General features: G+C 60.5%; 26 protein-coding genes. 15 read left to right on the top strand and 11 right to left on the bottom strand.

From position 1 onward, the window contains the following. Window positions 1–84: 84 nt before the first annotated feature. Window positions 85–2802 (bottom strand): Ig-like domain-containing protein, encoded by a 2718-nt coding sequence (locus tag ROS217_RS09820; RefSeq protein ID WP_009817570.1) that lies wholly within the window; start codon window positions 2800–2802, stop codon window positions 85–87. Between the two features lie 682 nt (window positions 2803–3484). Then, window positions 3485–4018: a hypothetical protein gene (locus ROS217_RS09815; protein WP_040650504.1), complete on the bottom strand. Its 534-nt coding sequence runs from the start codon at window positions 4016–4018 to the stop codon at window positions 3485–3487. Window positions 4019–4270: 252 nt separating this feature from the next. Between ROS217_RS09815 and ROS217_RS09810 the strand changes: the two genes are divergently transcribed. After that, a complete protein-coding gene (locus ROS217_RS09810; RefSeq protein WP_009817568.1) occupies window positions 4271–4873 on the top strand; it encodes an exopolysaccharide biosynthesis protein in 603 nt (200 codons plus the stop codon). Window positions 4874–5014: 141 nt separating this feature from the next. On the opposite strand, the gene ROS217_RS23510 is transcribed toward ROS217_RS09810, so the two are convergent. The 4 genes from ROS217_RS23510 to ROS217_RS09795 form a co-directional block, all read right to left on the bottom strand. After that, window positions 5015–5155 carry an entericidin A/B family lipoprotein gene (locus ROS217_RS23510; protein WP_083781531.1) on the bottom strand — a complete coding sequence of 47 codons (141 nt, stop codon included), beginning with the start codon at window positions 5153–5155 and terminating at the stop codon, window positions 5015–5017. Between the two features lie 83 nt (window positions 5156–5238). Next, a complete protein-coding gene (locus ROS217_RS09805; RefSeq protein ID WP_009817566.1) occupies window positions 5239–6993 on the bottom strand; it encodes a sensor histidine kinase in 1755 nt (584 codons plus the stop codon). Then, a complete protein-coding gene (locus tag ROS217_RS09800; RefSeq protein WP_040650501.1) occupies window positions 6990–7532 on the bottom strand; it encodes an RNA polymerase sigma factor in 543 nt (180 codons plus the stop codon). The genes ROS217_RS09805 and ROS217_RS09800 overlap by 4 nt, the downstream gene beginning before the upstream one ends. Window positions 7533–7552: 20 nt before the next feature. Further along, window positions 7553–7696, bottom strand: a complete 144-nt coding sequence (locus ROS217_RS09795; RefSeq protein ID WP_363301792.1) for a NepR family anti-sigma factor — start codon at window positions 7694–7696, stop codon at window positions 7553–7555. A 138-nt stretch (window positions 7697–7834) separates the two neighbouring features. Here ROS217_RS09795 and ROS217_RS09790 point away from each other — a divergent pair, with 138 nt between their 5' ends. Beyond that, window positions 7835–8653, top strand: a complete 819-nt coding sequence (locus ROS217_RS09790) for a response regulator (RefSeq protein WP_009817563.1) — start codon at window positions 7835–7837, stop codon at window positions 8651–8653. 105 nt (window positions 8654–8758) lie between these two features. Here the strand turns inward: ROS217_RS09790 and ROS217_RS23505 are convergent, their stop codons facing one another. Next, window positions 8759–8929 carry a DUF1328 domain-containing protein gene (locus ROS217_RS23505; protein ID WP_009817562.1) on the bottom strand — a complete coding sequence of 57 codons (171 nt, stop codon included), beginning with the start codon at window positions 8927–8929 and terminating at the stop codon, window positions 8759–8761. A 182-nt stretch (window positions 8930–9111) separates the two neighbouring features. Between ROS217_RS23505 and ROS217_RS09780 the strand changes: the two genes are divergently transcribed. After that, window positions 9112–9441 (top strand): DUF883 family protein, encoded by a 330-nt coding sequence (locus ROS217_RS09780; protein ID WP_009817561.1) that lies wholly within the window; start codon window positions 9112–9114, stop codon window positions 9439–9441. A 3-nt stretch (window positions 9442–9444) separates the two neighbouring features. Further along, the gene (locus tag ROS217_RS09775; protein ID WP_009817560.1) at window positions 9445–9786 is read left to right on the top strand and encodes a phage holin family protein; all 342 of its coding nucleotides are present in this window, start codon (window positions 9445–9447) and stop codon (window positions 9784–9786) included. 95 nt (window positions 9787–9881) lie between these two features. Here ROS217_RS09775 and ROS217_RS09770 read toward each other — a convergent pair whose 3' ends face one another. Then, window positions 9882–10277 (bottom strand): hypothetical protein, encoded by a 396-nt coding sequence (locus tag ROS217_RS09770; RefSeq protein ID WP_254656398.1) that lies wholly within the window; start codon window positions 10275–10277, stop codon window positions 9882–9884. An 85-nt stretch (window positions 10278–10362) separates the two neighbouring features. Here ROS217_RS09770 and ROS217_RS09765 point away from each other — a divergent pair, with 85 nt between their 5' ends. Next, window positions 10363–11094: a Crp/Fnr family transcriptional regulator gene (locus tag ROS217_RS09765; RefSeq protein WP_009817558.1), complete on the top strand. Its 732-nt coding sequence runs from the start codon at window positions 10363–10365 to the stop codon at window positions 11092–11094. A gap of 50 nt (window positions 11095–11144) precedes the next feature. After that, window positions 11145–12200 carry an AI-2E family transporter gene (locus tag ROS217_RS09760; RefSeq protein ID WP_009817557.1) on the top strand — a complete coding sequence of 352 codons (1056 nt, stop codon included), beginning with the start codon at window positions 11145–11147 and terminating at the stop codon, window positions 12198–12200. On the opposite strand, the gene ROS217_RS09755 is transcribed toward ROS217_RS09760, so the two are convergent. Further along, entirely contained in the window at window positions 12197–13774 is a 1578-nt protein-coding gene (locus tag ROS217_RS09755; protein ID WP_009817556.1) for a phospholipase D family protein, read from the bottom strand. The genes ROS217_RS09760 and ROS217_RS09755 overlap by 4 nt on opposite strands. Window positions 13775–14044: 270 nt before the next feature. Then, window positions 14045–14230, bottom strand: a complete 186-nt coding sequence (locus ROS217_RS09750) for a PLDc N-terminal domain-containing protein (RefSeq protein WP_009817555.1) — start codon at window positions 14228–14230, stop codon at window positions 14045–14047. A 228-nt stretch (window positions 14231–14458) separates the two neighbouring features. On the opposite strand from ROS217_RS09750, the gene ROS217_RS09745 reads away from it, so the two are divergent. Next, a complete protein-coding gene (locus tag ROS217_RS09745) occupies window positions 14459–15547 on the top strand; it encodes a PRC-barrel domain-containing protein (protein WP_009817554.1) in 1089 nt (362 codons plus the stop codon). A gap of 96 nt (window positions 15548–15643) precedes the next feature. Here ROS217_RS09745 and ROS217_RS09740 read toward each other — a convergent pair whose 3' ends face one another. Beyond that, window positions 15644–16336, bottom strand: coding sequence for a TetR family transcriptional regulator (locus ROS217_RS09740; RefSeq protein WP_009817553.1), 693 nt, complete (start codon window positions 16334–16336; stop codon window positions 15644–15646). 157 nt (window positions 16337–16493) lie between these two features. Between ROS217_RS09740 and ROS217_RS09735 the strand changes: the two genes are divergently transcribed. From ROS217_RS09735 to pcaG, 8 genes are all read left to right on the top strand, one after another. Then, a complete protein-coding gene (locus ROS217_RS09735) occupies window positions 16494–17498 on the top strand; it encodes a Bug family tripartite tricarboxylate transporter substrate binding protein (protein ID WP_009817552.1) in 1005 nt (334 codons plus the stop codon). A 127-nt stretch (window positions 17499–17625) separates the two neighbouring features. After that, a complete protein-coding gene (locus tag ROS217_RS09730; protein ID WP_009817551.1) occupies window positions 17626–18201 on the top strand; it encodes a tripartite tricarboxylate transporter TctB family protein in 576 nt (191 codons plus the stop codon). Further along, window positions 18201–19709 carry a tripartite tricarboxylate transporter permease gene (locus tag ROS217_RS09725; RefSeq protein WP_009817550.1) on the top strand — a complete coding sequence of 503 codons (1509 nt, stop codon included), beginning with the start codon at window positions 18201–18203 and terminating at the stop codon, window positions 19707–19709. Before ROS217_RS09730 ends, ROS217_RS09725 begins: the two co-directional genes overlap by 1 nt. Beyond that, window positions 19706–20569 carry a shikimate dehydrogenase family protein gene (locus ROS217_RS09720; RefSeq protein ID WP_009817549.1) on the top strand — a complete coding sequence of 288 codons (864 nt, stop codon included), beginning with the start codon at window positions 19706–19708 and terminating at the stop codon, window positions 20567–20569. Before ROS217_RS09725 ends, ROS217_RS09720 begins: the two co-directional genes overlap by 4 nt. Further along, window positions 20566–22452, top strand: a complete 1887-nt coding sequence (locus tag ROS217_RS09715) for a bifunctional sugar phosphate isomerase/epimerase/4-hydroxyphenylpyruvate dioxygenase family protein (RefSeq protein WP_009817548.1) — start codon at window positions 20566–20568, stop codon at window positions 22450–22452. Before ROS217_RS09720 ends, ROS217_RS09715 begins: the two co-directional genes overlap by 4 nt. Beyond that, the gene (gene pcaC, locus ROS217_RS09710) at window positions 22449–22832 is read left to right on the top strand and encodes a 4-carboxymuconolactone decarboxylase (RefSeq protein ID WP_009817547.1); all 384 of its coding nucleotides are present in this window, start codon (window positions 22449–22451) and stop codon (window positions 22830–22832) included. Before ROS217_RS09715 ends, pcaC begins: the two co-directional genes overlap by 4 nt. After that, window positions 22829–23551, top strand: coding sequence for a protocatechuate 3,4-dioxygenase subunit beta (gene pcaH / locus ROS217_RS09705; protein ID WP_009817546.1), 723 nt, complete (start codon window positions 22829–22831; stop codon window positions 23549–23551). The genes pcaC and pcaH overlap by 4 nt, the downstream gene beginning before the upstream one ends. A 2-nt stretch (window positions 23552–23553) precedes the next feature. Next, window positions 23554–24153 (top strand): protocatechuate 3,4-dioxygenase subunit alpha, encoded by a 600-nt coding sequence (gene pcaG, locus ROS217_RS09700; RefSeq protein WP_009817545.1) that lies wholly within the window; start codon window positions 23554–23556, stop codon window positions 24151–24153.

Here is a 24153-nt window from a genome sequence, read left to right as displayed (position 1 = left end):
CACCCACACGGGGTTCCCCCAAAACCTGATCCAAGAACTTCCTCACGCGTACATTGCCCATTTCCGTTGAGGTGTTAGCCAACCTCAGGCGACGTCAAAGAATATCGGCGTATCCGTGTTGGCGGTGTTCCATCCTTCGATATCGAATTCTTCATCAAACAGCGTTGCCAGCCGCACATCCTCCAGCAGCGAGAATGTGTTGCCGAGCAGGAAGCCGTCGTTGTTGCCGTCAATCGACGGAATGATCCCGTCAAACAGGCTGACGCTTGGACCGTCGAAGAAGTCCGAGGTGATCCCGGCGCTGAATTGCAGCAGACCTGCAAAGAGGTCGAGATCAAGGCCGAGGTAGGTATCGTTGGAGAACAACGCCTCCATATCCACGGCGATGTCCACGTCGATCAGACCGTCGGCATTGCCGGACAGGTCGGGATCAAAATCGCCGGTGGTGGGCGTGTTGACCGTGATTTCATCTCCGAGAGAGAAGCCATTGATGATCGAGCCGTCCTCCAGCATCGCCATCAGGGGGAGATCCTCGATGCTGAGCGAAAAGTCCTGCAGCGTTTCCAGTGTCGTGGTCAGCGCGAGGGATACAAGGTCCCATGACCATTCGACCGACAGCAGGTTGAGATTGACCCCCGCGACACTGGTCGAGAGACCGAACGAGTCGCTGTTGCCAAAGGCCGAGGGGAAACCAAACAGAAGTTGCGACGCGAAAGCATCAAGATCAGCAGTCAGGGCCGCGACATCATCGCTGCCCGAAGAGCTGAGCGTGTTGCCATCCGGGGCATCCAAGGTGCCGGTTGTTTCGATGATCGGAAAGTTGAGGTCGAGATCAAAGAACGGATCGAGCGGGCCGAGAGGCACCGACAATTCAAGATCCTCACCGCTGGCATCAAAGATGTTAAAGCCCGGAAGGCCAAGTTCGCCGGTGAAGTTCGGGTCATTTCCGGTGTCGATATCCCAGATGTCAAAGCGCGAGCTGCCGATGATCAGATCAAGCGCCGTGTCGAGATCGAAGACGAAATCCATGCCGAAATTGACATTGGGCGACATGGTCGTGAAGGTGGACCCGCCGTCGAGCGAGTAGGCGCTGCTGATCGAGAAGGTTTCTCCATTTTCAACCTGACGCGGTGCGCTGAAGAAGACATCGACCGGCACCGAGGCGTCCACCTCGCCGGTGTTCAGCGAGAAATAGGGCTGCAAGCCAACCATCGCGGCGAAATTGCCCTCGGTCCGCACGCCGGGGGTCGAAATAGACGAGGGCAGATCAACATCCGCGTCGCAATCCGCGCCAAAGATACCGGCAATCGTGCAACCGAAATCGGCGATGGCGTTCACCACTGCCTCGATTCCGTCCAGTAACCCCTCGAGCGCATCGCCCGCAAAGGTAAAGCTTGGGATGATCGTGGCGTTGAGGCTCTGAGAGCCGGTATTGAAGCCGAAGAACGGCAAGGTGGGCTGAAAGACCAGCGCAGCACCGGTGCCGAACATGGATTGATTGTTGGTCTCAAACAGCAACTGATCGGTGAACTCTATGGGAGCGTCATCCGCGCCGATCACCGTGACCGTGATCGTGGACGGGGCCGAGGTGTCGCTCTCTTCCGGCGGGGTGGTCGATGTGCCGACGCCCGAATCGTCGATGGCGACATATTGGAATGTCACGTCGCGGGTCTCGCCCGCATCAAGAAACTGGAAATCATCCGTGGGGTTGAAGGTAAAGGTGCCGTCGCCGTTGTTGACCACCTCGCCATACTGATTGCCGAAGGCATCCGTCGGGTCCGAGATGATCTGGAAAGACAGGACATCCCCGATATCAATGTCAAACCCCATGAAACTTCCGGTCACGCCATCGCCTGTGAGGGGACCGAACTGGCCGCTCTGCACCATGTCAAAGGCGTCATCCTCACCGACGGACACCGCCACATCAAAGGCGTCGGGCTGATCGTTCTGGCCGTCGATCGTCAGCACGACATCGGCCGTGGCGAGATTTCCAGCGCTGGATTGGGTTTCGTAGGTAAAGGACCACTGTCGAATGTCATCGTGGGCCAGTTTGTCAACGTCCGCTCCGTCAGCCACGAATTTGGCGAAACCGTCGCTGGTGACGAGCAAGGTTCCCAGCACCAGCCCACCAATCTCGACAGTGCGCTGAAATCCCGCTACGACTGGGTCAAGAGCGCCGAGTTCGTCCACAACGCTGATGACCGTCTTGCGCGTGCCATCGGCTTGTACACCGTTGGTGTCATTGGCGAGCAGATCAACCATAGCCCTTGAGTTTTCATCAACTTCCCAAGCATCATTGCGGGCGACACCGCTGGCGTCCCCGGCGATTTTCTCGCTGCCACCGCGTTTGTTGCCGGTGCCGACGGACGTGTAGCGCAGACCAAAATCCGCAAGATCGAAACTGTCGAGAGAGAGCGGCTCAGTGGCCGAGAGCACAAAGCTGACAGATGAAATGTCATCCTTGGCCTTGCCGGGGGTGCCAAATTCAATGCCCCCATCAAACCGCCCCTGTTGCTTGAGCACGCTGCCGTTGACGTTCACATCGTTTCGCACACTCGAAACCGAGCCTTCATCGAACACGGTCTGACCGATGATGTCTTCGCTGCCGTCGATGCCCGCAACGGTGAGCCCCGCCGTTGTGGCGTCAAGGTCAGCCATGTCAAAGAAGATGCCTCGCAGATCGCCGAGAAGCCCCGAGCCCAATACGTTGATGTCAAATCGTAGGGTTCCGTCTGGCAGCTCCGTGATCTTGATCAGCGTGTCAACAGGGCCGTCCACGGTGAAAGTAATCGATTTTGCCATTGTAGAGATCCTTTGGCTAAATGCTTTTTAAGCGAAGAACGGAAAGAGTGTCGAAGTATTCATTGAAAAAAAGATTACGTTACGTAATCAAACATTACCTTGGGTTGAAAAATAGTCCATCTTTTTTTGAAGGGTAGGTTCTGTCTTAGTTCATGGCAGTCATGAAACCTGTCGGGAAAGTGCGCCTCACTCGGACGCATCTGTGCTCACCAAAGTTGCTCTGCGCCGGACGCAGAACATTCACCCGCTGGCGACGGACATGTTGTTCTTCTTAAATTTAGTTGAACTCACTTTTCTGATCCAGATGCTATTTAAACCATTGAGTTATATATATTTTCAATCATCGGATCGCAGGTTCGAATCCTGCACGGCTCACCACTGGCATTCAAATTGGACCTGTCTGTGTCCGGGTCTGGGTCTGGGTCCGGGTTTCGGGCGTTGCACCTCAGAGCGTGTGGCCCGTGTGGCTGCTGATGCAGCGCGCCGTGCAGGACAGACGGCAGTAGACAAGCCTTAGACAAGCAAGGACGGCGACTGGTCTGTCGCCGCCCTTAGGGTCTCAACTCTGGCGTGAGGTCGTGCTGCAGGTGCAGCGGTCAGCCTGAATTAGCTGACTTGGCGGACTGCCCGGCGAACGTAAGCGCGACCAAGCGCCCGCACGTCACGGCAGACAGCGCGTTGATCACTCGTCCACGTCCAGACGCTCGACAACGGTCGCCGCATAGGCGTCCACGAGCGCATTGTAGAAATCGTCCTGCGAGGGTTCGATGGTAACCCAGCCCTCAGGGGCCGGGGCATCCCCCGAAACAGCACTCATCTGCAAGGCATAGCTGCCGATCAGTTCATCCGGATTCTCAAGGCTGTCGGCACTGACCGAGACAGCATCGTTGACGCCCTCAAAGGTGGAAATCGTCCCTTCAAGCTGGTTGAACTCGCCCGTGTCCGGCAAAAGCGTGCTGCCATCAATCGCGACCTTGTTGATCTCGACGACAACACGGGGGGCGTCCGCAGAATCCTCGACCGTCACCTTCGACACAATCGCCGTGGCAAGGTCAGCCTCGAGGGTCGGCCAGTATTTGAGAACGTTAGAGTCATCATACGCGCTCAGATCGACCTTGACGTCAACCGCGGACAGGGTTTTGTCCATAGCCATAACAGGGCCAACGGCGGCCAAGGTCATTCCGGTGCAAAGTGCAGTGCTGAGAAGAAGTTTCATTTTACAGTCTCCTTGAATAGGTCGTATCTATACCGCGTCGAGCGGTGACCCGACGGGTCGGTGACACGCACGCCCGCTTGGCGTGATGTGATCAAAGAACGCCCGGCCTCTGGTATGGTTCCCTGAAAAACTTAAAATACCCCCCGGATCCGCCAAGGCGGGCCCCCTGTCCCAAGTCTGGAACCACAATGCCTTCAAGGCGTTATCCCTTGGGGAAACTGGTAGCAATCGCAACAGGAGCACGGGCCGGAGATGCCGAATGACGCAGCGCGAGACACTGAATCAGAATCAGCGGTAGATCTGGTCGAAAACGGATGGGCGGCGCTGAACGGGGACTACACCAGCGTCGGCGATGTCGTGGATGCGCTCGGGCGGGCCAATTTTGCGCCGCTTCTGATCCTGCCGTCCTTGGCGCTGGTCTCGCCGCTCAGCGGGGTGCCCGGCTTTACCACATTATGCGGCCTGATCATCGCTGCGGTTTCGTTGCAACAGATGATCCATCGCTCCTCGCTCTGGCTGCCACGCTGGATTCGCTCCGCACGCCTGCGCACAGAACGGGTGCGTGTCGCCTACCGATGGTTTCGCGTCCCGGCGCGGTGGCTGGACCGCGTCACGCGGCGACGGCTGCACGGTCTGGTCACAGAGCCGCTGGTCATCCTGCCTCAACTCGTCTGCCTGCTCTGCGGGGTGGTCATGCCCTTCCTCGAACTGATCCCTTTCACCTCGTCGGCGCTGGGCGTGGTGATCACAGCCCTCGCCGTTGGCATGTTCGTCGGCGACGGTCTCTTGGTCTTGATTGGCATGCTCACCGCCACGGCGTTGGCGACCGGCGTCGCCACTCTGATCGTCACCTGAGCGCGCAGCCTGTCGCACGGCTGACCCCCCGCCACATTCAGAAAAGGCGCCCATCCCAAAGATGCGCGCCCCAGTCTCTCGCAGCATCTTCAAACCGGGATCATATCCATTCCCGGTTTGAAGATGTGTCAAATCAAACAGTTATTCTTGGACATCTTGCGATGCGCCTGTCACCGCTTGACCTGCACCCTGAATGTCACGGCCAGCGCCCTCCACCGTCTCGCAGGCAGCCAGAACGCCCATGAAGAGCAGGGAAATGAGGGAAAGTCTTGAACGTGTCATTGCAATCTCCGTTTGATTTCATGTGCAGGAACAACGCAGGTGCAATCGCTTGGTTCCATCTGGCCCGCATAATTCTTTCAGGCTCAGCCCTCGTCGTCGTCCGGCGTGGGCCATCTCATCGGAAAGACGACATGCAGCTCATATCGGTCAGGCTGCGTGTCGATCTCGAGCGTGCCATTCAACTGCGCGACAAAGGATTCAATCAACTTCGAGCCTAACCCAGAGCCATCAATCGGTGCCTCCGTTATGGCGTCGGCCTGCCCCTCGGGCACGCGAGAGTTCACCACACTCAGGCAAAAGCTGTCCGCCGAGACCGCTTTCAGCGCAATATTGATCCAGGCATCCGCCCCGCTGGTCATGCCGCAGTATTTCACGGCGTTGATCGCGGCCTCTGTCGTCAAGAGCGACAGAGGAACGGATTGATCCGGGCTGATCTCGACCGGTTCGAGGGCGGTGGTGACTGTGATCTCACGTCCGGATTCGTCCAGCGTGCCGACAATCACCAATTGCTGAATGATATCCTCCAGCAGCTTGTCGGCCCGTACCAGCGACAGCTTGCGCGCCAGATAGAGGTATCGGTGAATGGCCGATAGCGCCATCACCCGGTCCTGCACCCGCCGCAAGAGATGCTTGGCCTCGGTGCTTCCGGTCGCGCGGATCTGCATGTTGAGCATGCTCGAGATAAGCTGAAGATTGTTCTTCACCCGGTGATGCACCTCGCGCAAGAGCACGGTCTTTTCGTTCAAATCCTCTTCCAGCCGCCGCTCCTGCTCTGACAGCCGCCGGGTCATGGCCCGAAACGCCTCGGCCACGATCTCCAACTCCTCCGGAGCATTGTCGAGCCGCGCCTTGTCCAGATCACCGCGCCCCGCCGCATAGAGCCGCATCCAAGACCGCAGGCGGCGCACATGCCGGATCACCAGATGATTGACGCCGACATAGGCCACCACAATCGTGATCACCCACATGACCAACGGTAGATAAAGAGCAAAGGCACCCTCATAGCCCGGCAGCGCCCCGCGCCCGAGCCGAGGCTCCCAGCTGCCCAAGGCAAAGACCTTGTCGCTGACAATCGGGACCACCGCAAAGTCGCGCGTCTTGCCCTCCTGATTCACATCCTGAAACGTCTGCCGCCCCTTCTCCGCCAAGCGGTCCAACCCATAGGAGGCCGGAAGAACCGAGCGGCGGAAATCCGAAAACTTGGCGGTGGCAACAATCTTGCCTTCGAACTGAAACAGCACAAGATCGACCTCCGGCACGACCGTAGACAGTTTTTCATTGAGAGCGCTGACCGGCACCGCGATCCAGACTGTTCCGCGAAATCGCCCGCCTGCAAAAACCGGCACCGCAACGCTGACCGTGGCAGTGCCGCCGATGAATTCCAGCGGATGCATCAGAATCTCTGTCTGTCGGCTGGTGAGTTCGGTGCGAATGGAATCCAGATCACTCAGATCCTGACGCCCGCCGTTCGACGCACACACAAGGTTGAGCCCCTCATCGACAAAGCCTGCAAAGGTGAACTTCGGATTCTCTTCTACAACCCGCGCCATCACCGCATCGCACGTCGTCTCCGAGGTATCAAAAACGGGCACCGTGATCGCCAGCGTCTCGGCCGTGCTCATCGCGGATTGGATCATGTCCCGGCTTTCGGCCACGGCCTGTTGGGTCTGCTCCAACAGCGCCGTTTCCGAGAGGGTCTGCCGTTCTTCAAGAACCTTGTAGGTCTGATACACGGATACAAAACCGAGCGGCAGGATGGCGAGGCTCAAACCAAACCCCAATTGCAGCGCAAGATTGGGCGTCCAGAGCCCACGCAGCGCGGCCAGCCTCAATTTCATGCAACCGAGGTCCCGCTCACCACCGCCATTGTCGCGGCATCGGTCATTTCCAACTCGTCCTCATCATCCAGATGCATCAACTCCGCCAGCCGCTTGCGCGCACGGTTGGTGCGGCTCTTGATTGTGCCCACTGCACAGCCGCACATCTCTGCGGCATCCTCATAGGAAAACCCCTCGGCCCCGACGAGGATCAGAACTTCGCGCTGCTCATCGGTAAGCTGGGCAAAGGCCGCGCGGAAATCCGTCATCGCCAGATGCCCGTCATGCGCCGGCTTTTCAGACAATTGCCCCGCCATCTTGCCATCGGGGTCCTCGATCTCGCGGCGGCGCTTGCGATAGAGCGAATAATACGTGTTGCGCAGGATCGTGAACAGCCATGCGCGAAGGTTCGTGCCGGGTTTGAACTTGTCAAAATTACCCCAAGCCTTGACCACCGCGTCCTGCACCAGATCATCCGCCGTTGCGGAATTGCGCGTGAGGTTCAGGGCAAAGGCGCGCATCGCAGGCAAGTGCCCCAGCAGCTCTTCGCGCGGGTCCATTTTTGGGTCTATGTCGTTTTTCACGAATCATCACCAGAGGATTTCTGCTTGTCCTCGCCCTGCTGGCGCAATTGCTCCAACAGCTTGGTAAAGCGTTCCGGCACCGGCTCCTTGGCCGTGTCCGCATAGACACGCCGGAGATTCTCGTCGATTGTTTCACTCAATTTCTTGGTCCTGCGATTCTTTTCCATTTCGCCTATTCATCTGCCATCATTGAATCGGCACTTTCTTGCGCCTGCTCGGGAACATAACACGCTGTTCCGCGTTTGGTTCCCTCAAGGACACATTTTTTGAGGACACACATGACGGAAACACCGCGCCAGCCGGACCTGAGCACTCAGATCGCCGAAAACCTCCCCTATCTTCGGCGCTATGCGCGTGCCCTGACCGGCAATCAGCAGACGGGCGATCACTATGCGCTCGCAACACTCGAGGCCTTGCTCGAAGATCAGGACGTGTTCAACAGCGGGCTCACCCCAAAGTCCGCCCTGTTCCAGGCCTTTCATCAAATCTGGATCTCGTCCGGCTCGCCCGTCGCCGAGGCGGACGCCGTCACCTCTCCCGAGGCGCGCGCGCAATGGCGGCTCGCAAATCTGACCAAGAACACCCGAGAGGCGCTCTTGCTGCACAGCATCGAGGGCTTTCGTGCGCCCGACATCGCCCAGATCATCGGTGGCACGGCGGATGAGGCCACCGCGCTCTTGACCATCGCACGCACCGAAATGACCAACTCGATCCGGGGCCGGATCATGATCATCGAGGATGAGGCGATCATTGCCATGGATATCCGCGCCATTGTCGAAGATATGGGCCATGACGTCACCGGCATCGCGCGCACCCGCGACGAGGCGGTGAAACTCGCGCGGCGCGACCCGCCAGAGATGATCCTGGCCGATATTCAACTGGCCGACAAATCCTCGGGCATCGACGCGGTCAATCTCATCCTCAAGGAATTGGGCGACCGGCCGATCGTCTTCATCACCGCGTTCCCCGAGCGTCTCCTGACCGGCGAACGGCCCGAACCGGCCTTTCTGATCACCAAACCCTATAGCGAGGAACAGGTGCAATCCGCTGTCAGTCAGGCGATGTTCTTTGCCAGCACAGAAACCCTTCAGGGTTAAGCCATCTGACATGACATGACCCCGCGCTCTGGGCACGGGGTCATCGTCAGAAGGTCTCTCTGCAATCGCCCCGCGCTCATACGCGGGGCGTATCCATATCACCCGTCAGGGTGCGCGACCACGCAGGGCGCGGGCGATCATTGCGACGACGAACAACACGAGGAAGATCACGAACAGAATCTGTGCGATCCCCGCCGAGGCCGAGGCGACGCCACCAAACCCCAAAACACCAGCGATCAGCGCGACCACCAAGAATACAAGTGCCCAGTACAGCATCGGACTCTCCTTTCAATGCAACATGGTTCCGATTGCTAACCCAACGGGCAAGCGGCTGTTTTGGTTCCCGCAGAATCCGTTTTCCTTCAAAATCCTCACGTTTCAAGTTTCTTTCAGCTTTCCCGGAACCGCGCGGGGCCGCGTGCGTTGAGTGTCATATATCAACCCGAAAGGACGCAATCATGGCACAAGCAAAATCCATCGACACATCGCCGCAAGACGAGATTGACCAGCTCTCAAAACAGATCGTGACGCTGCGCGAGGACATCTCGGCCATCTCCAAGACCCTTTCGGGACTTGGCGGAGCGACGCGCGACGCGGCCGTCGATGGCGCGCGCCGCAAAGTGTCGGAACTGCGTCACTCAGGCGAGCAGCAATTGCATGCCGCCCAGCACCGTGCCGAAGAAATGGGCCAACAGGCCGCAGACGCCGTCCGCAGCCAGCCCGCAGCTGCGGTTGGTATCGCCGTTGGGGTTGGATTTCTTCTCGGGTTCATGACGGGCCGGAAATAACCGATGGGCGGCATTGTCTCTGACCTTCGCCGCCGCGCACGCAATGCGGCGCGCGCGGCGGCCTTCACCGTGGCAGGTGTGGTCTTTGGTCTGGCGGGCTTGGGGTTTCTGACCGTGGCGCTCTGGATTCTGATCGCCACCTATGAGAGTGCGCTTGTCGCACACACCGTCATCGGCGCGCTCTATCTCGTTCTTGGTTTCTGCTTTCTGGCGCTTGGCGGTCAATCGACGGACGCGGAGACCGCCGCCGAACAGCCGCCTGCCAAAGAACCGCTGTTGCAGGTGGCCGAGGCCTTTGCCGTGGGATTGCAGGCCGGTCGCTCCGCCCGCGCACCACGACCCTAGGCAATTTCAAGCCCAGCCTAGGCTTGGCCTCGCCACGAACGAGCGCCACGACAAACAAGACGAGGGGTTTCGGATCTCAACAAAAACCCAAAACTCTAGACCCCGTTCACCATCGGCCGCAGCACGCCGCGAATCATGTCCTCAGTAAAGGGCCGCACCAGCATGGCCCAGCCCTGCTTGGCCACCTTGATCTCGTCTTCCTCGCCCATGGTCAGCACGATTCGTGCCCCCCGCAGGCTGAGCGCGCTGTCGAGCCCTGCTTGCAGCACCTGATCATAGCGCATTTCCAAAAAGGCTGCGGATACCCGCGTTTCGCCCTCCAGAATGCGAATCAACTCATCCGGGTGCGGCGCATTGATCACACGGCACGGTCCTGCCGCCTGAAGTGAACCACAAAGATCCTCCGCAATCAGCAAATTACTGTCCATGACGATATAAACCGGCGGCTCCGGCGGCGTCGTCTCATCAAAGGGCATTAGGGGCTCTCTCATTGGGTCATATCCAAACATTCCTAATTCTGGAACATTATTCGGAGTGATGCATTAAACTGTGACATCTATTAAGAGGTTTTTTCACATGGTCACAAAATGTCAGAATTGCCCCCTGCGCGCCCGGGATCTGTTTGTGCAGATGACCCCCCAGGAGGTCACGTTCATGCAGAGTTTCAAGACCGGCGAGCTGGAGGTGGATGGCGGCACAACCCTGATGATGGAGGCCTCCAACAGCCCGCAACTCTATACCGCGTTGAGCGGCATGGGCCTGCGCTACAAGACGCTGTTGTCGGGCGAGCGACAAGTGATCAACTTCGTGATGCCCGGCGATTTCATCGGGCTACAGGCCGGGGTGATGCAGGAAATGCAGCACTCGGTCGAGGCGACAACAGACATGAAACTCTGTGTCTTTGACCGCAAACGCCTGTGGGAATTGTTCCGCGACCATCCCGACCGCGCCTATGACCTCACATGGATTGCCGCCGTCGAAGAACACCTACTTGGCGAAAGCCTGGCCATCCTCGGACATATGGACGGGCTTGAACGCATCGCGCGGGCCTTTGTGCGGCTCTTTGACCGGGGCGCGGCAATCGGATTGACCACCGGACACGAGATGCCGTTGCCGTATCGGCAACAGGATCTTGCCGACGCGCTCGGCCTTTCCGTGGTCCATGTCAACAAGATGCTCAAACGCCTGCGCGAACAGCGGTCCGCCACATGGCAAAACGGTCGATTGATCCTCCATGATCGCGACGAGCTGTGTCGCATTGCCCAGCTTGAACCCGACCGCGACCCAATGAAGCGCCCGCTGATCTGAAATAATGCTCCCACACGGGAACCAAACCTGCGCGAGGGCGTTGAGAAAGAATGTACAGATTTACCGTCGACGGTGATCCGGGTCTCCGCGTGGCGGTAATCCTGATTGCGCTCATCCTCAGCTTTGCAGCCCTCAAGACCGGCGCGGATATTTTCGCGCCGATGGTTCTGGCGCTTGTGACCGGGGTGATGCTCGCCCCCGTCACCGATCTATTCGAGCGGATCGGCTTTTCATGCGGCCTCGCCTCATCCACCGTGCTGATCCTTGGGGTCTCGGCCATCGGCACTCTGGCCATTCTGGCCGAACCCTTGATCTGGCAAATCGTCGAGGAACTGCCGCGCATCCAGTATGAATTGCGCTCGATCATCGCAGAAATCAGCAACCTCATTCGCGGCCTGCAAGAGGTCAACCGCGAGGTCGGAGAGGCGCTCGGAGCTGCGGCCGACGCTGCCAGTGAAACATCCGAAGGCGGCGGCATGCCCAACCTCACCAGTGCGCTCTTTTTGGCCCCGCTGGTGCTGGCGCAGGCGCTGGTGTTCTGCGGTACGCTGTTTTTCTTTCTGCTGACACGCAAGCGCATGTATGCATGGCTGTCGCTCTGGATCGGCACCTCGGACGATACGCAGGACATTCTGCGCCGGTTTACCAACGCCGAACGGCTGGTGGCCCGCTATTTCCTCGCCATTTCCTGTATCAACGCGGGTCTGGGTGCTGCCTTGGGCGGGGCGCTGTTTCTGATCGAGCTGCCCGGCCCCTTTGTCTGGGCCTTTGTCGCGGCCCTGCTGAATTTCGTGCTCTATGTGGGGCCAATGACCGTGGCGGCGGGATTGTTGTTGGCCGGGATCGTCGCCTTTGACGGCCTGATGGCTGTGACCCCCCCGGCAATCTTTCTGTTCCTCAACATGATTGAGGCACAGTTTGTCACCCCGTCCTTTGTTGGGCGACATATTTCGGTCAACCCGCTTCTCATCTTCGTGTCTCTGGTGTTCTGGCTCTGGCTCTGGGGACCGATTGGCGGCATCATCGCCATTCCGGTTCTCGTGATCGCGCTCGCCCTTCTGGATATCTTCGCGGTCGATGCGACAGTCGAAGACCCCGCGCCTTAAACCACCTCTTCGGGCATCCCCGGCAAGGGCAGACCAATCGCCTTGGCAGCGTCGGAATCGTAATCCACCAGAAATCCGCGACGGTGCTGCGGCGGCAGCGCACTGTTGCTGCTCACCATACGCTGCCACTGTGCAAACCCCGTGTCGATATCGAGAAACGCAGATCCCGCATCCTTGGGCAACCAACACCCCATCACACGCTCGCGGATCAAGGCCACCTGATCGGCCTGCGTGATATGCAAACCGGCTTCGGTGTCCCATCTCATGCTGCGCCCGTTGAGATTGGCCGAGGAAACGATGGCGGCGGACTCGTCAAAGATCGAGACCTTGGAATGCACATAGACGAGCGGCGACTTCTCGAGCGTGTCACGCCCGTCACTGTCACTCGCACGCGGCTGCACCGGCGAGGCGATCAACAGCCGGTCTTGCCCAACCGCCGCCTTGAGATAGGCCAGCGAACGGGCCTGCTGATGCTCGCCAAAGCGGCCTTCCAACCCCGGATCACTGGAGAACGCCACCTCTTCCGGCGCGGCCGGAAGCACGACAATCACCCGAAGATCCGGGCAATGCCGCGCGCGTCGCGCCAGCGCCCGCGCCAAGGGCACGTGCCGAAAATACTGCGTTTCCAGATAGACCAGCCGCTCCACCTTGGCGATGGCGCGCAGATGCGCGGCCTCGATTTCGCGCAGCACCGTATGCGGTGACATCCGCATCGGCGCGCTCAATCGGCGGCGCGACAGCGTGCGCAAAAATCCCGGCACAGCGCGCGGCGGCGCGGATTTGCGCGCCACAGACGCCAAAAACCCCTCGAGATGCGCCTGAGCGGCCTCTGCAACAGGCCCGGTCGCCATCACCTGCACATCATGCCAGGTCTGGTTCGGCTCTTGCCTATGCCGCTTGGTGTCATAGCGCCGCTCGTTCAGATCAAGCCCGCCGATATACACCAGACGGCGATCGAACACCGCCAGTTTCTGATGATGCGTCGCGGGATGCAGGTCCATCAACCGCAGCGGAAAACAGAGCTGATCCCGGTTATCCACCCGGCACAGGCTGCGCAATCGCGGTGTCTCGGCGCGAAATCGCACGCGCTCGTCCTTGGTCATGTGATACCATTTGTCCACCATCTCGCGGATTTTCATCCGGACCAGCGGATAGAACAACACGCGGGGCAAGACGCCACTCTTGGCGTCGTGCAGCGCCACGGTAAACTCCAGCCGCGCGCCCGGCTGCGCCAATTCCCGCACGGCCGAAATCTGCCGCTGCGTCTGCCACGCCAGCCGATGCAGATGCACCGCCGCAATCGGATCGAAATCCGAAACCACAAGCCGGATCGACACACCGCGATCCAACGTATGCACAAAGAGATCAAACCACGTCGTGCCAATCGCGCGCGCCTCGGAAGAGCGCAACCGCGTCCTCAGATCGAACACTCGAAAACAGGCCGAAACCTCGGTCTGCGCCTGTAAAAAGGCGCGCTCTAGCGCTGGATATGCCTCTTCAGCGGTGACCAGAACCTTGAGGCTCTCAATCGCGGCTGTCGATGTGTCATCCTGCGCTGGTTTGGTCTGGGTCATGGTCCTGCCGATCAGAGGTTAATGGTCCGCTGCCCCCTGAGGTTCGGTCGTAAATGCCCCCGCCGGGACAGGCGGGGGCAAGCACCCAAGGGACACGGGATGGGTGCGGCAGAGCTTGCCTTGCATCTTGGGGATGATAGCCAGGCTCCGGACGGTCAGCGCATCGCGCTGGCCACTGTGTCACAACGCTCCATCGCCCAAACGGTTCCGCAAAAACATTTGACGACGCAAGAGGGTCACCGGGCCAGGGCTCGACCCACCACCGCAGCGTTACACCCGGCCAGATCGCGGCCCGAACACCAGCCACAGAATAAAGCCCAAGAGCGGCAGCAACAGGATCAACACGACCCACAGAACCTTCTTGCCCGTGGTCGCCCCCGATCCAACGACAGAAACGATGGCCCATATATCCAGGATCAACAGAATGATCCCGCCAATGCCGGTGATCTCAAGCATGTTCAAAACTCCAATCTTCAAGGGCGCGCCACATCGGGCGCGATCAATGTCCAACCCGTTAAAGGCACAGACGCGTTGCGATAAAACGCATGGTTCCGCTCAAAGTTCCGTCAGATTCTCAAGTATATTTTGACCCAATCTTGAAACCTTCTGCGGCTCTGACGGTTGGGTAGTCAGGGCGCTGCGACACTGCGGCGTCAAACCAACGCAGGACTAAGGAGTTCACTCATGAAACGCATTCTAGCCACCACCGCGATCGTCGCGCTGACCGCAATGCCGGTCTTTGCGCAATCCGACACCACGACCGACCCAACGGCCGAGACAACGGATCAGACCGCACCGAGCACGACACAATCGTCAGACACGTCGAGCGATCCCTCGGGCGCGACCGCCAATGCCAATGCCGATGTCACGATGGACCTGAACGGTGTCGAGATCAGCGCGTCGGATCTTATCGGCAAAACCGTCTATATGCAGAGCGAAGACGCCCCCGACGTCGGCATCGTCGACACAATCGAGGCACCGTCCGAAGATTGGGAAAACGTCGGCGAGGTCAATGACGTCATCCTGTCCAAGGATGGTCAGATCGACTCCATCACGCTTGATGTGGGTGGGTTCCTCGGGATGGGGGGCAAAGAACTCAGCACCTCGATGGACCAACTCAAGATGGTGACCGAAGAGGGGTCGGAGGATGAATACTTCGTCGTCTTCACCGGGGACCGCGCCGCATTGGAAGAGGGTGAAGAACTGGACCGTCAGAGCGTTCTGGATGAGGGCGGCAGCTTCTTTGCCGGCACCGATGAGACCGCCTCCTCCGAGAACAATCTCGAAGGCGACACCATGGCATCCGACACGGACGCCAATGCCGAGGTCAACTCGGGCGCGGACACCGCTGCGGAGACAGGCGCCAACACGGATGCAACCACCAACGCGGATGCAGGCATCAGCTCCGGTGCAGGCGTCGATGCCGATGCCACCGCCGGTGCGACGGCCACCACCGAGACCGACGACATGCCGCAGCTGTCCGATGACGAGCGCGCCGCGCTGACTGCCGAAGAGCTTGAGGGCGTGGCACTCTATGATGCCACAGACGAACATATCGGCGAAATCTCGGACATCGTTCTGACCGACGATGGTCAGGTTGAGCACGTCATCGTCGATGTGGGCGGTTTCCTTGGGCTGGGCGAAAAGCCGGTCGCGGTCTCGTTTGACGAAATCAGCCTGACCCGCGATCAAGACGGTGTGACCGATGCCCTCCAGGCCACGACCAGCCTCACGGTTGAGGAATTGGAGAACATGGAAAAGTGGGAAGGCTAACCCACCACGACGAACCACTCATCAGTCGGGCCGGGCATCTTTGCCCGGCCCTTTTCGTTTCCAGGGCGGTCATCACGGCCCGCACCCGTTCAATGGTCAGACGGGATCATTCCAGGTTTTCGGCTCATACCCGATCACCACCGTCGCCAGCACCATATCCACCAATCGCTCGAGCAATTGGCTTTGCCGCGTCTTGGAATAGAGCGCCGTTCCGAATGAGGTCGAGAACGTCGCCCGGTTCGACACGTTGTAGAAACTGAACGAGCTGGTCAGCCAATGCAGCTCCAGCGCATCCGTCCCCTCGCGGAACAGCCCCGCCGCCTTGCCACGCGCGCAGACATCCTCGAGCTTGTCGATGATCGAGCGGTTCAGCTTTGGCACACTCTCGGATTTGCGCAGGTATTCGGCATTGTGGATATTCTCGATCATCACCAGCCGAATGAAATGCGGCGCGGTCACATGCGCCTCGAACGTTGCCTCGATCAGCCGCCGCAGCGCCGCGACCGGCTCTAGCCCGGCAACATCGAGATCATCCTCGCGGGCACGCAGCGTGGCATAGACGCCCTCCAAGACACTGCAATAGAGCCCCTCCTTATCCCCGAAGTAATAATAGATCATCCGCTTCGAGGTGGAGGTCTGGCGCGCAATCTCGTTGATATTGGCCCCCGAGAGCCCATGCGCGGCAAACTCCCGCGTCGCAATCGTCAGAATGTCCTGCCGCACCGCCGCTGGATCTTTCTTCCATGAAGTCTTGCGCTTGCGGCCTGTCTCACCCTCACTCGCATCCATGCAACCGCCTCGTCCCACTCATTGATTCCATCCTTGGATAGCATGAATTTAACCCAGAGGTCCATTTATCTTGACAAATTAACCGCAAGGTACATAAATGGGTCAACTGGCGGTGCGAGGAGCGAATCGTCAGCGAAGAAATCTAGGGAGGACAGAGATGTCTCGTAAGCTGATTGGCGCAGTCATTGCGTTCGGGCTGAGTGCCGCGGTAGCAACCGCGCAGGACTACCCCGCCAAAGAAATTCAAGGAATCATTCAATGGGGGGCCGGTGGCTCGACCGACACGGTGATGCGCGCGGTCACACCGCATGCCGAAACCGTGCTGGGTGGCACCGTGGTCATGCAGAACATGACCGGCGCCGTGGGCGCGATTGCCCTCAACCATGTCGCAGGCTCGGACGCCGATGGCTACACGCTGCTGATGGGCGCGGAAAACCCGCTGCTCTACAAGGTGATGGGTCTGGGTGACAAGGATTACTCGGAATTCACCCCGATCAACATCCTCGCACGCGGCACGCCCATTCTGGTCGCCCGCAACGATGCCCCGTTTGACGATTACGCGGGCATGATGGATTTCATCAAGGCCAATCCGGGCGAACTCCGCATCGGTTCCACCGGTCCGGGCGGCGTGCCTTCCGTGGTCACCGCCATGATGAACACCGTCGAAGGCACGCTTGACGTGACCGCCATCCCCTATGACGGCGACGGCCCTGCCCTCACCGCTCTGCAAAGTGGTGCCATCGACGTGATGCCCGCCGTTCTCGGCGCCGCCATCGAATCCATCCGTGCCGGTGCCATGAAACCGCTGGCGATCTTCGACACCGAAGCCAGCGCCAAACTGCCCGACGTGCCCACCGTCACCTCCTTCAACGACGGCTACAGCACCTATCTGCCCTGGGGCCCGTTCTTTGGCGTCTTCGTCCCCAAAGGCACACCCGATGACGTTGTGGCCAAGCTGACCGTGGCCTATACGACCGGCGCACAAAACGCTGATTTCCTGGCGCTGATGGATGGCCGCGGCTTTACCATGATGTCGATCAGCGGTGACGAGGCGACCGAGTTTCTGACCACATGGCAGCAAAACACCGCTTGGCTCTTGCAAGAGGCAGGTCTGACCAAAGCCTCGCCGGAAGAGTTCGGCATCGCGCGCCCCGGCGAATAACAACACCCAAAACAGTCAAAGCGGCTGGCCGTCTGGCCAGCCACACCTGGCGCCGCCCGCGCCTCAGGCTGGGCGGCGCGTTGCGTTTCGGGATTGGAGCCCGGTTGCGCCAAGGGAGGAGACCACGATGGACCCCGAATTCAGAGGCGATCAGGACCACCACGACGGTACGTCCGACGCAACACCCGGCGGGTATGACGCCAAACGCAGACCCGGCGAACTGGGCTTTGCCCTCTTCCTCAGCCTTGCCAGCGCGATCCTGTTCTACAACGCATATGCGATTTCAGGGTTCGAGGCGCTTTCCGCCCCCGGTTCCGTACCCATGGCTACCACCGCCGTCATGCTCATCTCGGCCCTCGTCGTCACATGGCGCACCGCGCGCCTGCCACGGGTCACGGTCGAAACCCTGCGGGGCGACATCCTGCCGATGACGGTGCTCATCTTCGCCGGGTTCCTGGTGATCTTCGGCCTGCTTCTGAAACCCCTCGGGTTTCTGCCCACCGCCGCGCTCTTTCTCATCGCCGCAATCCGGCTCTTGTCTGGCTGGGGCTGGCCCCGGTCCATCCTCACAGCCCTCGGCGCGCTTGCCGTGATCTGGATCGTGTTCCGCGTGATCTTTACCGTGCTGCTGCCCTCCGGCGTCGTGCCCGAGGCGGAATTTATCCAGCTTTTCCGCAACCTTCTGTCCGGCGGGGGCTCGTAATGGACACTCTCTTAGCCATTCTCACGGTCTTTACCCAACCTGATCTGCTGCTTCTGGTCGCCATCGGCACCTTTGCAGGCATCTATATCGGCGCCATTCCCGGCCTCTCTGTCACCATGGCCGTGTCGATCCTCATTTCCTTCACCTTCTCATGGGAGGTCTATCCGGCGATTTCCCTCATGGTCGGCATCTATATGGGCGGCGTCTATGGCGGCTCACGCACGGCGATCCTGCTCAACATCCCCGGCGCGCCCTCGGCCATTGCCACAGCACTCGATGGCTATCCCATGGCCCAGCGCGGCGAGGCCGGGCAGGCGATTGGCGTGACGACTGTCATGTCCTTCTTCGGCGGGCTGATCGGCATCCTCGTGCTGGCCCTCGCGGCGCCCTATGTCTCGGTCTTCGCGCTGAAATTCCAACCGCGCGACTATATGCTGCTTGCCGTGCTCGGCATCCTGCTGGTCGGCTCGCTCTCCTCGGGCAGTCTGGTCAAGGGCATCTTTGCCGGGGCTTTGGGCCTTGCCATCGGCGCGGTCGGGCGCGATCCGCTCACCTTCACCGAACGCCTCACCTTCGATCTGCAACTGATGGAGGGCGGGATTTCCTTTATCGCCGTGATGATCGGCATGTTCGGCGTGTCCGAAGCACTCTTGCAGCTCCAGAACGTCAACAAAACCGCCATCCGCCAGAAGATCACCAAGATCGTGCCCTCCTTTGGCGTGATCCGCAAATACCTGCCGCTCTCGCTGCAAACCTCGACCATCGGCGTGATCATCGGCGCATTGCCCGGCACCGGCGGCGATATCGCGGCGCTCATGGCCTATGACCACGCCAAGCGCGTGACCAAGAACCCCAAGGTGCCCTTTGGCAAAGGCGCAATGGAGGGGCTCGTCGCCCCCGAGACCGCCAACAACGCCGCCGTGGGCGGGGCCTTCATCCCGATGATGACGCTGGGCATTCCCGGCGATGCCGTCACCGCCATCATGATTGGCGCGCTTTTCATCCACGGCCTCAACCCCGGCCCGATGCTGATGATTGATCAACCCGATATGTTCTGGTTCATCGTCGGCGCGCTCTTCATGGCCAATATCTTCATGCTGATCTTCGGCCTCACCGGCATCCGCATCTTTACCAAGATCGTGGAAATGCCCCGCGCCGTCATCATCCCGTTGATCCTGCTTCTGTCCATCGTCGGGGCCTACGCGGTCAACAATTCGATCTCGGATGTCTACTGGATGCTGGGCTTTGGCGTCTTTGGCTACTTCATGCGCCACTACGGCTATCCGCTTGGCCCGGTGATCCTCGGCGTGATCCTGTCGCGGCTCTTGGATGACAACTGGCGGCGCGCCATCATCTCGGACCGCGAGGACCTTGGCCGCTTCTTCGAAGGCATCCTCACCAGCCCCCTCTCCTTCACCCTTTTCGCGGCGGTGATCCTGATCTTCGTCAGCCAGACACCGCTCTGGACCGCCCTGAAAATCCGCCTCTTCCGAAAGGCATCCCAATGACCGCGACCCGCACCCGCGCCCATACAGGTCCTGTGAAACTCGGTCTCATCGGCGACAATATCACCCGCTCGAAATCCCCCCGGCTGCATGTCACGGCAGGGCAGCTTACGGGCCTAAACGTGACCTATGACCGCTTGATCCCCCGCGACCTGCACCTCACCTTTGACGAGGTGTTCGATCAGGCGCAGGCAACGGGCTACCGCGGCCTCAACATCACCTACCCCTACAAAGAGCTTGTGACCCGCCGCGTCACTGTCTCCGACCCGCTCGTGCGCGCCATCGGGGCGGTCAATACCGTGGTCTTCGACGCGGACGGTCCCAAGGGGTTCAACACCGATTACACCGGCTTCATGCGTGCCTATCGCGACGTGTTAGGCACCGCCAATCCCGGCACCGTCTGCCTGATCGGCACAGGCGGGGTCGGCAAGGCGGTGGCCTTTGGTCTCATCGGCCTGAACGCCACCGCCATCCGCTGTGTCGATCTGGATGCCACCAAGGCCGAGGCGCTGGCCTCTAGCCTCCGCGCCTTGGGCACCGCCACGCGGATCGAGGTCTCGACCGATCCCGTCACCGCCGCAAATGGGGCCGATGGCCTCATCAACTGCACGCCGCTTGGCATGGTCGGCATCGGCGGCACCCCCCTGCCCGCCCCCGCCATGGCCGGGGCCAAATGGGCCTTTGACGCGGTCTATACCCCCGTCGATACCCAATTCCTGCACGACGCCACCGCCGCCGGGCTGCACATCATCTCGGGCTACGAGCTTTTCTTCGGTCAGGGCGTCGATGCCTGGGCGATCTTTACCGACACGCCGCTGGACGAGCCTGCCCTGCGCGCCGCCATCGAAGGGGACGCCCCATGAAAACCTCCATTGCCACCGTCTCCGTCTCCGGCAGCCTGCCCGAGAAATTGGAGGCCATCGCCGCCGCCGGTTTTGACGGGATCGAGATCTTCGAGCAGGATTTCATCGCCCATGACGGCAGCCCCCGCGACGTCGGTGAGATGATCCGCGCCATGGGGCTTGAGATCACCCTCTTCCAACCCTTCCGCGATTTCGAGGGCCTGCCCGCCCCCCTGCGCGCCAAGGCCTTTGACCGCGCCGAACGCAAATTCGATCTGATGCAGGAATTGGGCACCGATCTCATTCTGGTCTGCTCCTCTTGCCACCTCGAGGCACTGGGCGGCATCGACCGCGCGGCGGCTGATTTCCACGAACTTGGCGACCGCGCCGCGCGCCGTGGCCTGCGCGTGGGCTTCGAGGCGCTCGCTTGGGGCCGCCACGTCAACGATCACCGCGACGCCTGGGAAATCGTGCGCCGCGCCGATCACGCCAATGTCGGCCTCATCCTCGACAGCTTTCACACCCTCGGGCGCGGCATCGACCCCGACACCATCCGCCGCATCCCCGGCGACAAGATATTTTTCGTGCAACTCGCCGACGCCCCCCGCATCGACATGGACCTGCTCTATTGGTCCCGCCATTTCCGCAACATGCCCGGCGAGGGCGATCTTGACGTGACCGGCTTTATGCAGACCGTGGTCGCCACCGGCTACGCAGGCCCGATTTCGCTCGAAATCTTCAACGACCAGTTTCGCGGCGGCAGCACCCGCACCGTGGCCGAAGACGGCTATCGCTCGCTTGTGGCCCTGCTCGACGATGTGCGCCGCAAGGAACCAGCCCCCGCGCTCGACCTGCCCCAAATGCCCGCCCGCGCGCAGGTCAAGGGCGTGTCCTTCGTCGAATTCGCCACCCGAGGCGATGGGGCGACAGCGCTTGAAACCCTCCTGCAAACCCTCGGATTCACCCCCGCAGGCCGCCACATCTCGAAACAACTCTCGCTCTGGACCCAAGGCGACATTCGCATTGTCGTCAACCGAGAGACCACCGGCTATGCCAGCAGCGCCTATACGATGCACGGCACCACCGTCTGCGATGTGGGCCTCAGCGTCGATGACGCAACCGCCGCCGTCGCCCGTGCCACGGCGCTTGGCGCGCATCCCTTTTCCCAGCCGCTTGGCCCCGGCGAATTGGACATTCCCGCCATCCGTGGCCTCAGCGGCAGCGTGCTGCATTTCATCGACGACAAGAGCGGTCTCAGCGATGTCTGGTCGGTCGAATTCACCCCCGACCAGCCGGGCGAAACCGGCGCGGGCCTCACCCGTATCGACCATCTGGCGCAAACCATGAGCTATGATCAGATGCTCTCGTGGTCGCTCTTCTACACCACGCTCTTTGGCATGCGGAAATCCCCCATGGTCGATGTGGTCGACCCCGATGGTCTCGTGCGCTCTCAGGCGCTGGAAACCCCGGATGGTGCCTTCCGCATCACCCTCAACGGCGCGGAAACCCACCGCACCATGGCGGGCAATTTCCTGGCCGACAGCTTTGGCGCGTCGGTGCAGCATATCGCGCTGGCCACAGATGACATTTTCGCCACGTCCCAAGCGCTTGCCGCACGCGGCTTTGAACCCCTGCCAATGTCGCCCAATTACTACGCCGATCTTGCCGCGCGCTTTGATCTCGCGACTGATCTTCTGGCGCGGCTTGAGGCGGGCAATATCCTCTATGACGAGGACGCAACAGGCGCTTTCTTCCAGCTCTATTCGCGGCCCTACGCGGGCGGCATGTTCTTTGAAATCGTCCAACGCACAAGCGGCTATCCCGGCTATGGCGCGCCCAACGCCCCGTTCCGCATCGCAGCACAGAAACGCCTCATGCGTCACAAAGGGATACCGAAACGATGACCGACCGATACAGCACCGGCATGGCCGTGCGCTGCCGCGTTCTGGGCGACGCCCATGTCGACCGCGCTGAGGCCGCCAAGACCGAGTTTGACACAGCCTTTCAAACGCTGATCACCGAATCCGCTTGGGGCACGGTCTGGGCAAGCGACGGCATCACCCTGCGCGACCGCTCGATGCTCACGCTGGCTCTGCTCGCCGCAACCGGCAATTTCGCGGAAATCCCGATGCATATCCGCGCCACCGCCAACACCGGCGCCACCCCCCGCGACGTGATCGAGGCGTTCCAGCATGTCGCGATCTACGCCGGGGTTCCGGCAGCCAATCACGCCATCAAACTGGCCAAAGACACCTATGCAGAGATGGAAGAGGACAGACCATGACCGCCACAGACCTCTATCAGCGCGACCGCACATGGCACCCGCCCGCCCTCACACCCGACTATAAAACCTCCGTCGCCCGCGCGCCCCGTCTGCCCCTCCTCTCGCTCCAGACCTCGGCCAGCGAACTGACCGGGCCGACCTTTGGGCACACGGATATCGCCGCGCTCGACAATGACCTGATCCGCAATTACGCGCACGGCGGCGATCCCATCGGCGAGCGCATCATCGTGCATGGCCGGGTGCTGGATGAAAACGCCCGTCCCGTCCCCAATACGCTCGTGGAAATCTGGCAGGCCAATGCCGGCGGTCGCTACCGCCATAAAAAGGACAGCTACCTCGCCCCGATTGACCCTAATTTCGGCGGCTGCGGGCGCACCCTCACGGATGCCAACGGCTTTTACTCCTTCCGCACCGTCAAACCCGGTGCCTACCCATGGCGCAACTGGGTCAACAACTGGCGTCCCGCGCATATCCATGTGTCGGTTTTTGGCACCGCCTTTGCCCAGCGCCTCATCACCCAGATGTATTTTGAGGGCGATCCCCTCATCGCCAAATGCCCCATCGTCCAGACCATCCCCGACCCGCGCGCGATCGACCAACTCGTCGCGGCGCTCGACATGAATGCCTCTGTCCCGCTCGATGCCATCGCCTATAAGTTCGACATCGTGCTGCGCGGCACCCGCTCGACCTATTTTGAAAACCGACCCGAGGGGAATTGACCATGGCCCAACCGCTCTCCTACCGCAAGGAATCCCCCTCGCAAACCGCAGGTCCGTACGTCCACATCGGCCTTGCCCCCGGCGATGCGGGCTTTGACATCTACGCCACCGAACTTGGCCGCGACATTGCCGGTCCCAACGCCGCAGGCGCGCGTATCACCGTCACCGGGACCGTCACCGACGGCACCGGCGCGCCCGTCAAGGACGTGCTGATCGAGGTCTGGCAGGCCAATGCCGCAGGCATCTATCCCGGCACAGGCGAGGTCGAGGAGGGCTTTCGTGGCTGGGGCCGTATCGTCCCAGATTTCGACACCGGGCTATTCCGCTTTGACACCATCAAACCCGGCACCGTCATGGGCCGCAACGCCCGCCCTATGGCCCCGCATCTCAACCTCTGGCTGGTGGCGCGCGGCCTCAACATCGGCCTCAACACCCGCTTGTATTTCGGCGATGAAGCGCAAGCCAATGCCGCCGACCCGGTCCTAAACCTGATCGAACAGGCCCACCGCCGCGCCACCCTCATCGCGCGTGCCGAGGGATCAACCTACCATTTCGACATCTGCCTTCAGGGCGATGCCGAAACCGTGTTCTTCGATGTCTGA

Source organism: Roseovarius sp. 217, from assembly GCF_000152845.1.
GTDB lineage: Bacteria > Pseudomonadota > Alphaproteobacteria > Rhodobacterales > Rhodobacteraceae > Roseovarius.
The sequence above is the reverse complement of the archived record's forward strand: the minus strand, read 5'-3'. Positions and strand labels throughout refer to the sequence as shown.

Bases quoted from the DNA above. Each gene is read 5' to 3' on its own strand.
- ROS217_RS09720 (WP_009817549.1), top strand. From the start codon at position 19,706: ATGACCGCGACCCGCACCCGCGCCCATACAGGTCCTGTGAAACTCGGT.
- pcaC (WP_009817547.1), top strand. From the start codon at position 22,449: ATGACCGACCGATACAGCACCGGCATGGCCGTGCGCTGCCGCGTTCTG.
- pcaG (WP_009817545.1), top strand. From the start codon at position 23,554: ATGGCCCAACCGCTCTCCTACCGCAAGGAATCCCCCTCGCAAACCGCA.
- ROS217_RS23505 (WP_009817562.1), bottom strand. From the start codon at position 8,929: ATGCTGTACTGGGCACTTGTATTCTTGGTGGTCGCGCTGATCGCTGGT.
- ROS217_RS09760 (WP_009817557.1), top strand. From the start codon at position 11,145: ATGTACAGATTTACCGTCGACGGTGATCCGGGTCTCCGCGTGGCGGTA.
- ROS217_RS09750 (WP_009817555.1), bottom strand. From the start codon at position 14,230: ATGCTTGAGATCACCGGCATTGGCGGGATCATTCTGTTGATCCTGGAT.
- ROS217_RS09820 (WP_009817570.1), bottom strand. From the start codon at position 2,802: ATGGCAAAATCGATTACTTTCACCGTGGACGGCCCTGTTGACACGCTG.
- ROS217_RS09810 (WP_009817568.1), top strand. From the start codon at position 4,271: ATGCCGAATGACGCAGCGCGAGACACTGAATCAGAATCAGCGGTAGAT.
- ROS217_RS09775 (WP_009817560.1), top strand. From the start codon at position 9,445: ATGGGCGGCATTGTCTCTGACCTTCGCCGCCGCGCACGCAATGCGGCG.
- ROS217_RS09790 (WP_009817563.1), top strand. From the start codon at position 7,835: ATGACGGAAACACCGCGCCAGCCGGACCTGAGCACTCAGATCGCCGAA.
- ROS217_RS09735 (WP_009817552.1), top strand. From the start codon at position 16,494: ATGTCTCGTAAGCTGATTGGCGCAGTCATTGCGTTCGGGCTGAGTGCC.
- ROS217_RS09715 (WP_009817548.1), top strand. From the start codon at position 20,566: ATGAAAACCTCCATTGCCACCGTCTCCGTCTCCGGCAGCCTGCCCGAG.
- ROS217_RS09770 (WP_254656398.1), bottom strand. From the start codon at position 10,277: ATGAGAGAGCCCCTAATGCCCTTTGATGAGACGACGCCGCCGGAGCCG.
- ROS217_RS09800 (WP_040650501.1), bottom strand. From the start codon at position 7,532: ATGGACCCGCGCGAAGAGCTGCTGGGGCACTTGCCTGCGATGCGCGCC.
- ROS217_RS09725 (WP_009817550.1), top strand. From the start codon at position 18,201: ATGGACACTCTCTTAGCCATTCTCACGGTCTTTACCCAACCTGATCTG.
- ROS217_RS09805 (WP_009817566.1), bottom strand. From the start codon at position 6,993: ATGAAATTGAGGCTGGCCGCGCTGCGTGGGCTCTGGACGCCCAATCTT.
- ROS217_RS09815 (WP_040650504.1), bottom strand. From the start codon at position 4,018: ATGAAACTTCTTCTCAGCACTGCACTTTGCACCGGAATGACCTTGGCC.
- ROS217_RS09780 (WP_009817561.1), top strand. From the start codon at position 9,112: ATGGCACAAGCAAAATCCATCGACACATCGCCGCAAGACGAGATTGAC.
- ROS217_RS09765 (WP_009817558.1), top strand. From the start codon at position 10,363: ATGGTCACAAAATGTCAGAATTGCCCCCTGCGCGCCCGGGATCTGTTT.
- pcaH (WP_009817546.1), top strand. From the start codon at position 22,829: ATGACCGCCACAGACCTCTATCAGCGCGACCGCACATGGCACCCGCCC.
- ROS217_RS09730 (WP_009817551.1), top strand. From the start codon at position 17,626: ATGGACCCCGAATTCAGAGGCGATCAGGACCACCACGACGGTACGTCC.
- ROS217_RS09755 (WP_009817556.1), bottom strand. From the start codon at position 13,774: ATGACCCAGACCAAACCAGCGCAGGATGACACATCGACAGCCGCGATT.
- ROS217_RS09745 (WP_009817554.1), top strand. From the start codon at position 14,459: ATGAAACGCATTCTAGCCACCACCGCGATCGTCGCGCTGACCGCAATG.
- ROS217_RS09740 (WP_009817553.1), bottom strand. From the start codon at position 16,336: ATGGATGCGAGTGAGGGTGAGACAGGCCGCAAGCGCAAGACTTCATGG.
- ROS217_RS23510 (WP_083781531.1), bottom strand. From the start codon at position 5,155: ATGACACGTTCAAGACTTTCCCTCATTTCCCTGCTCTTCATGGGCGTT.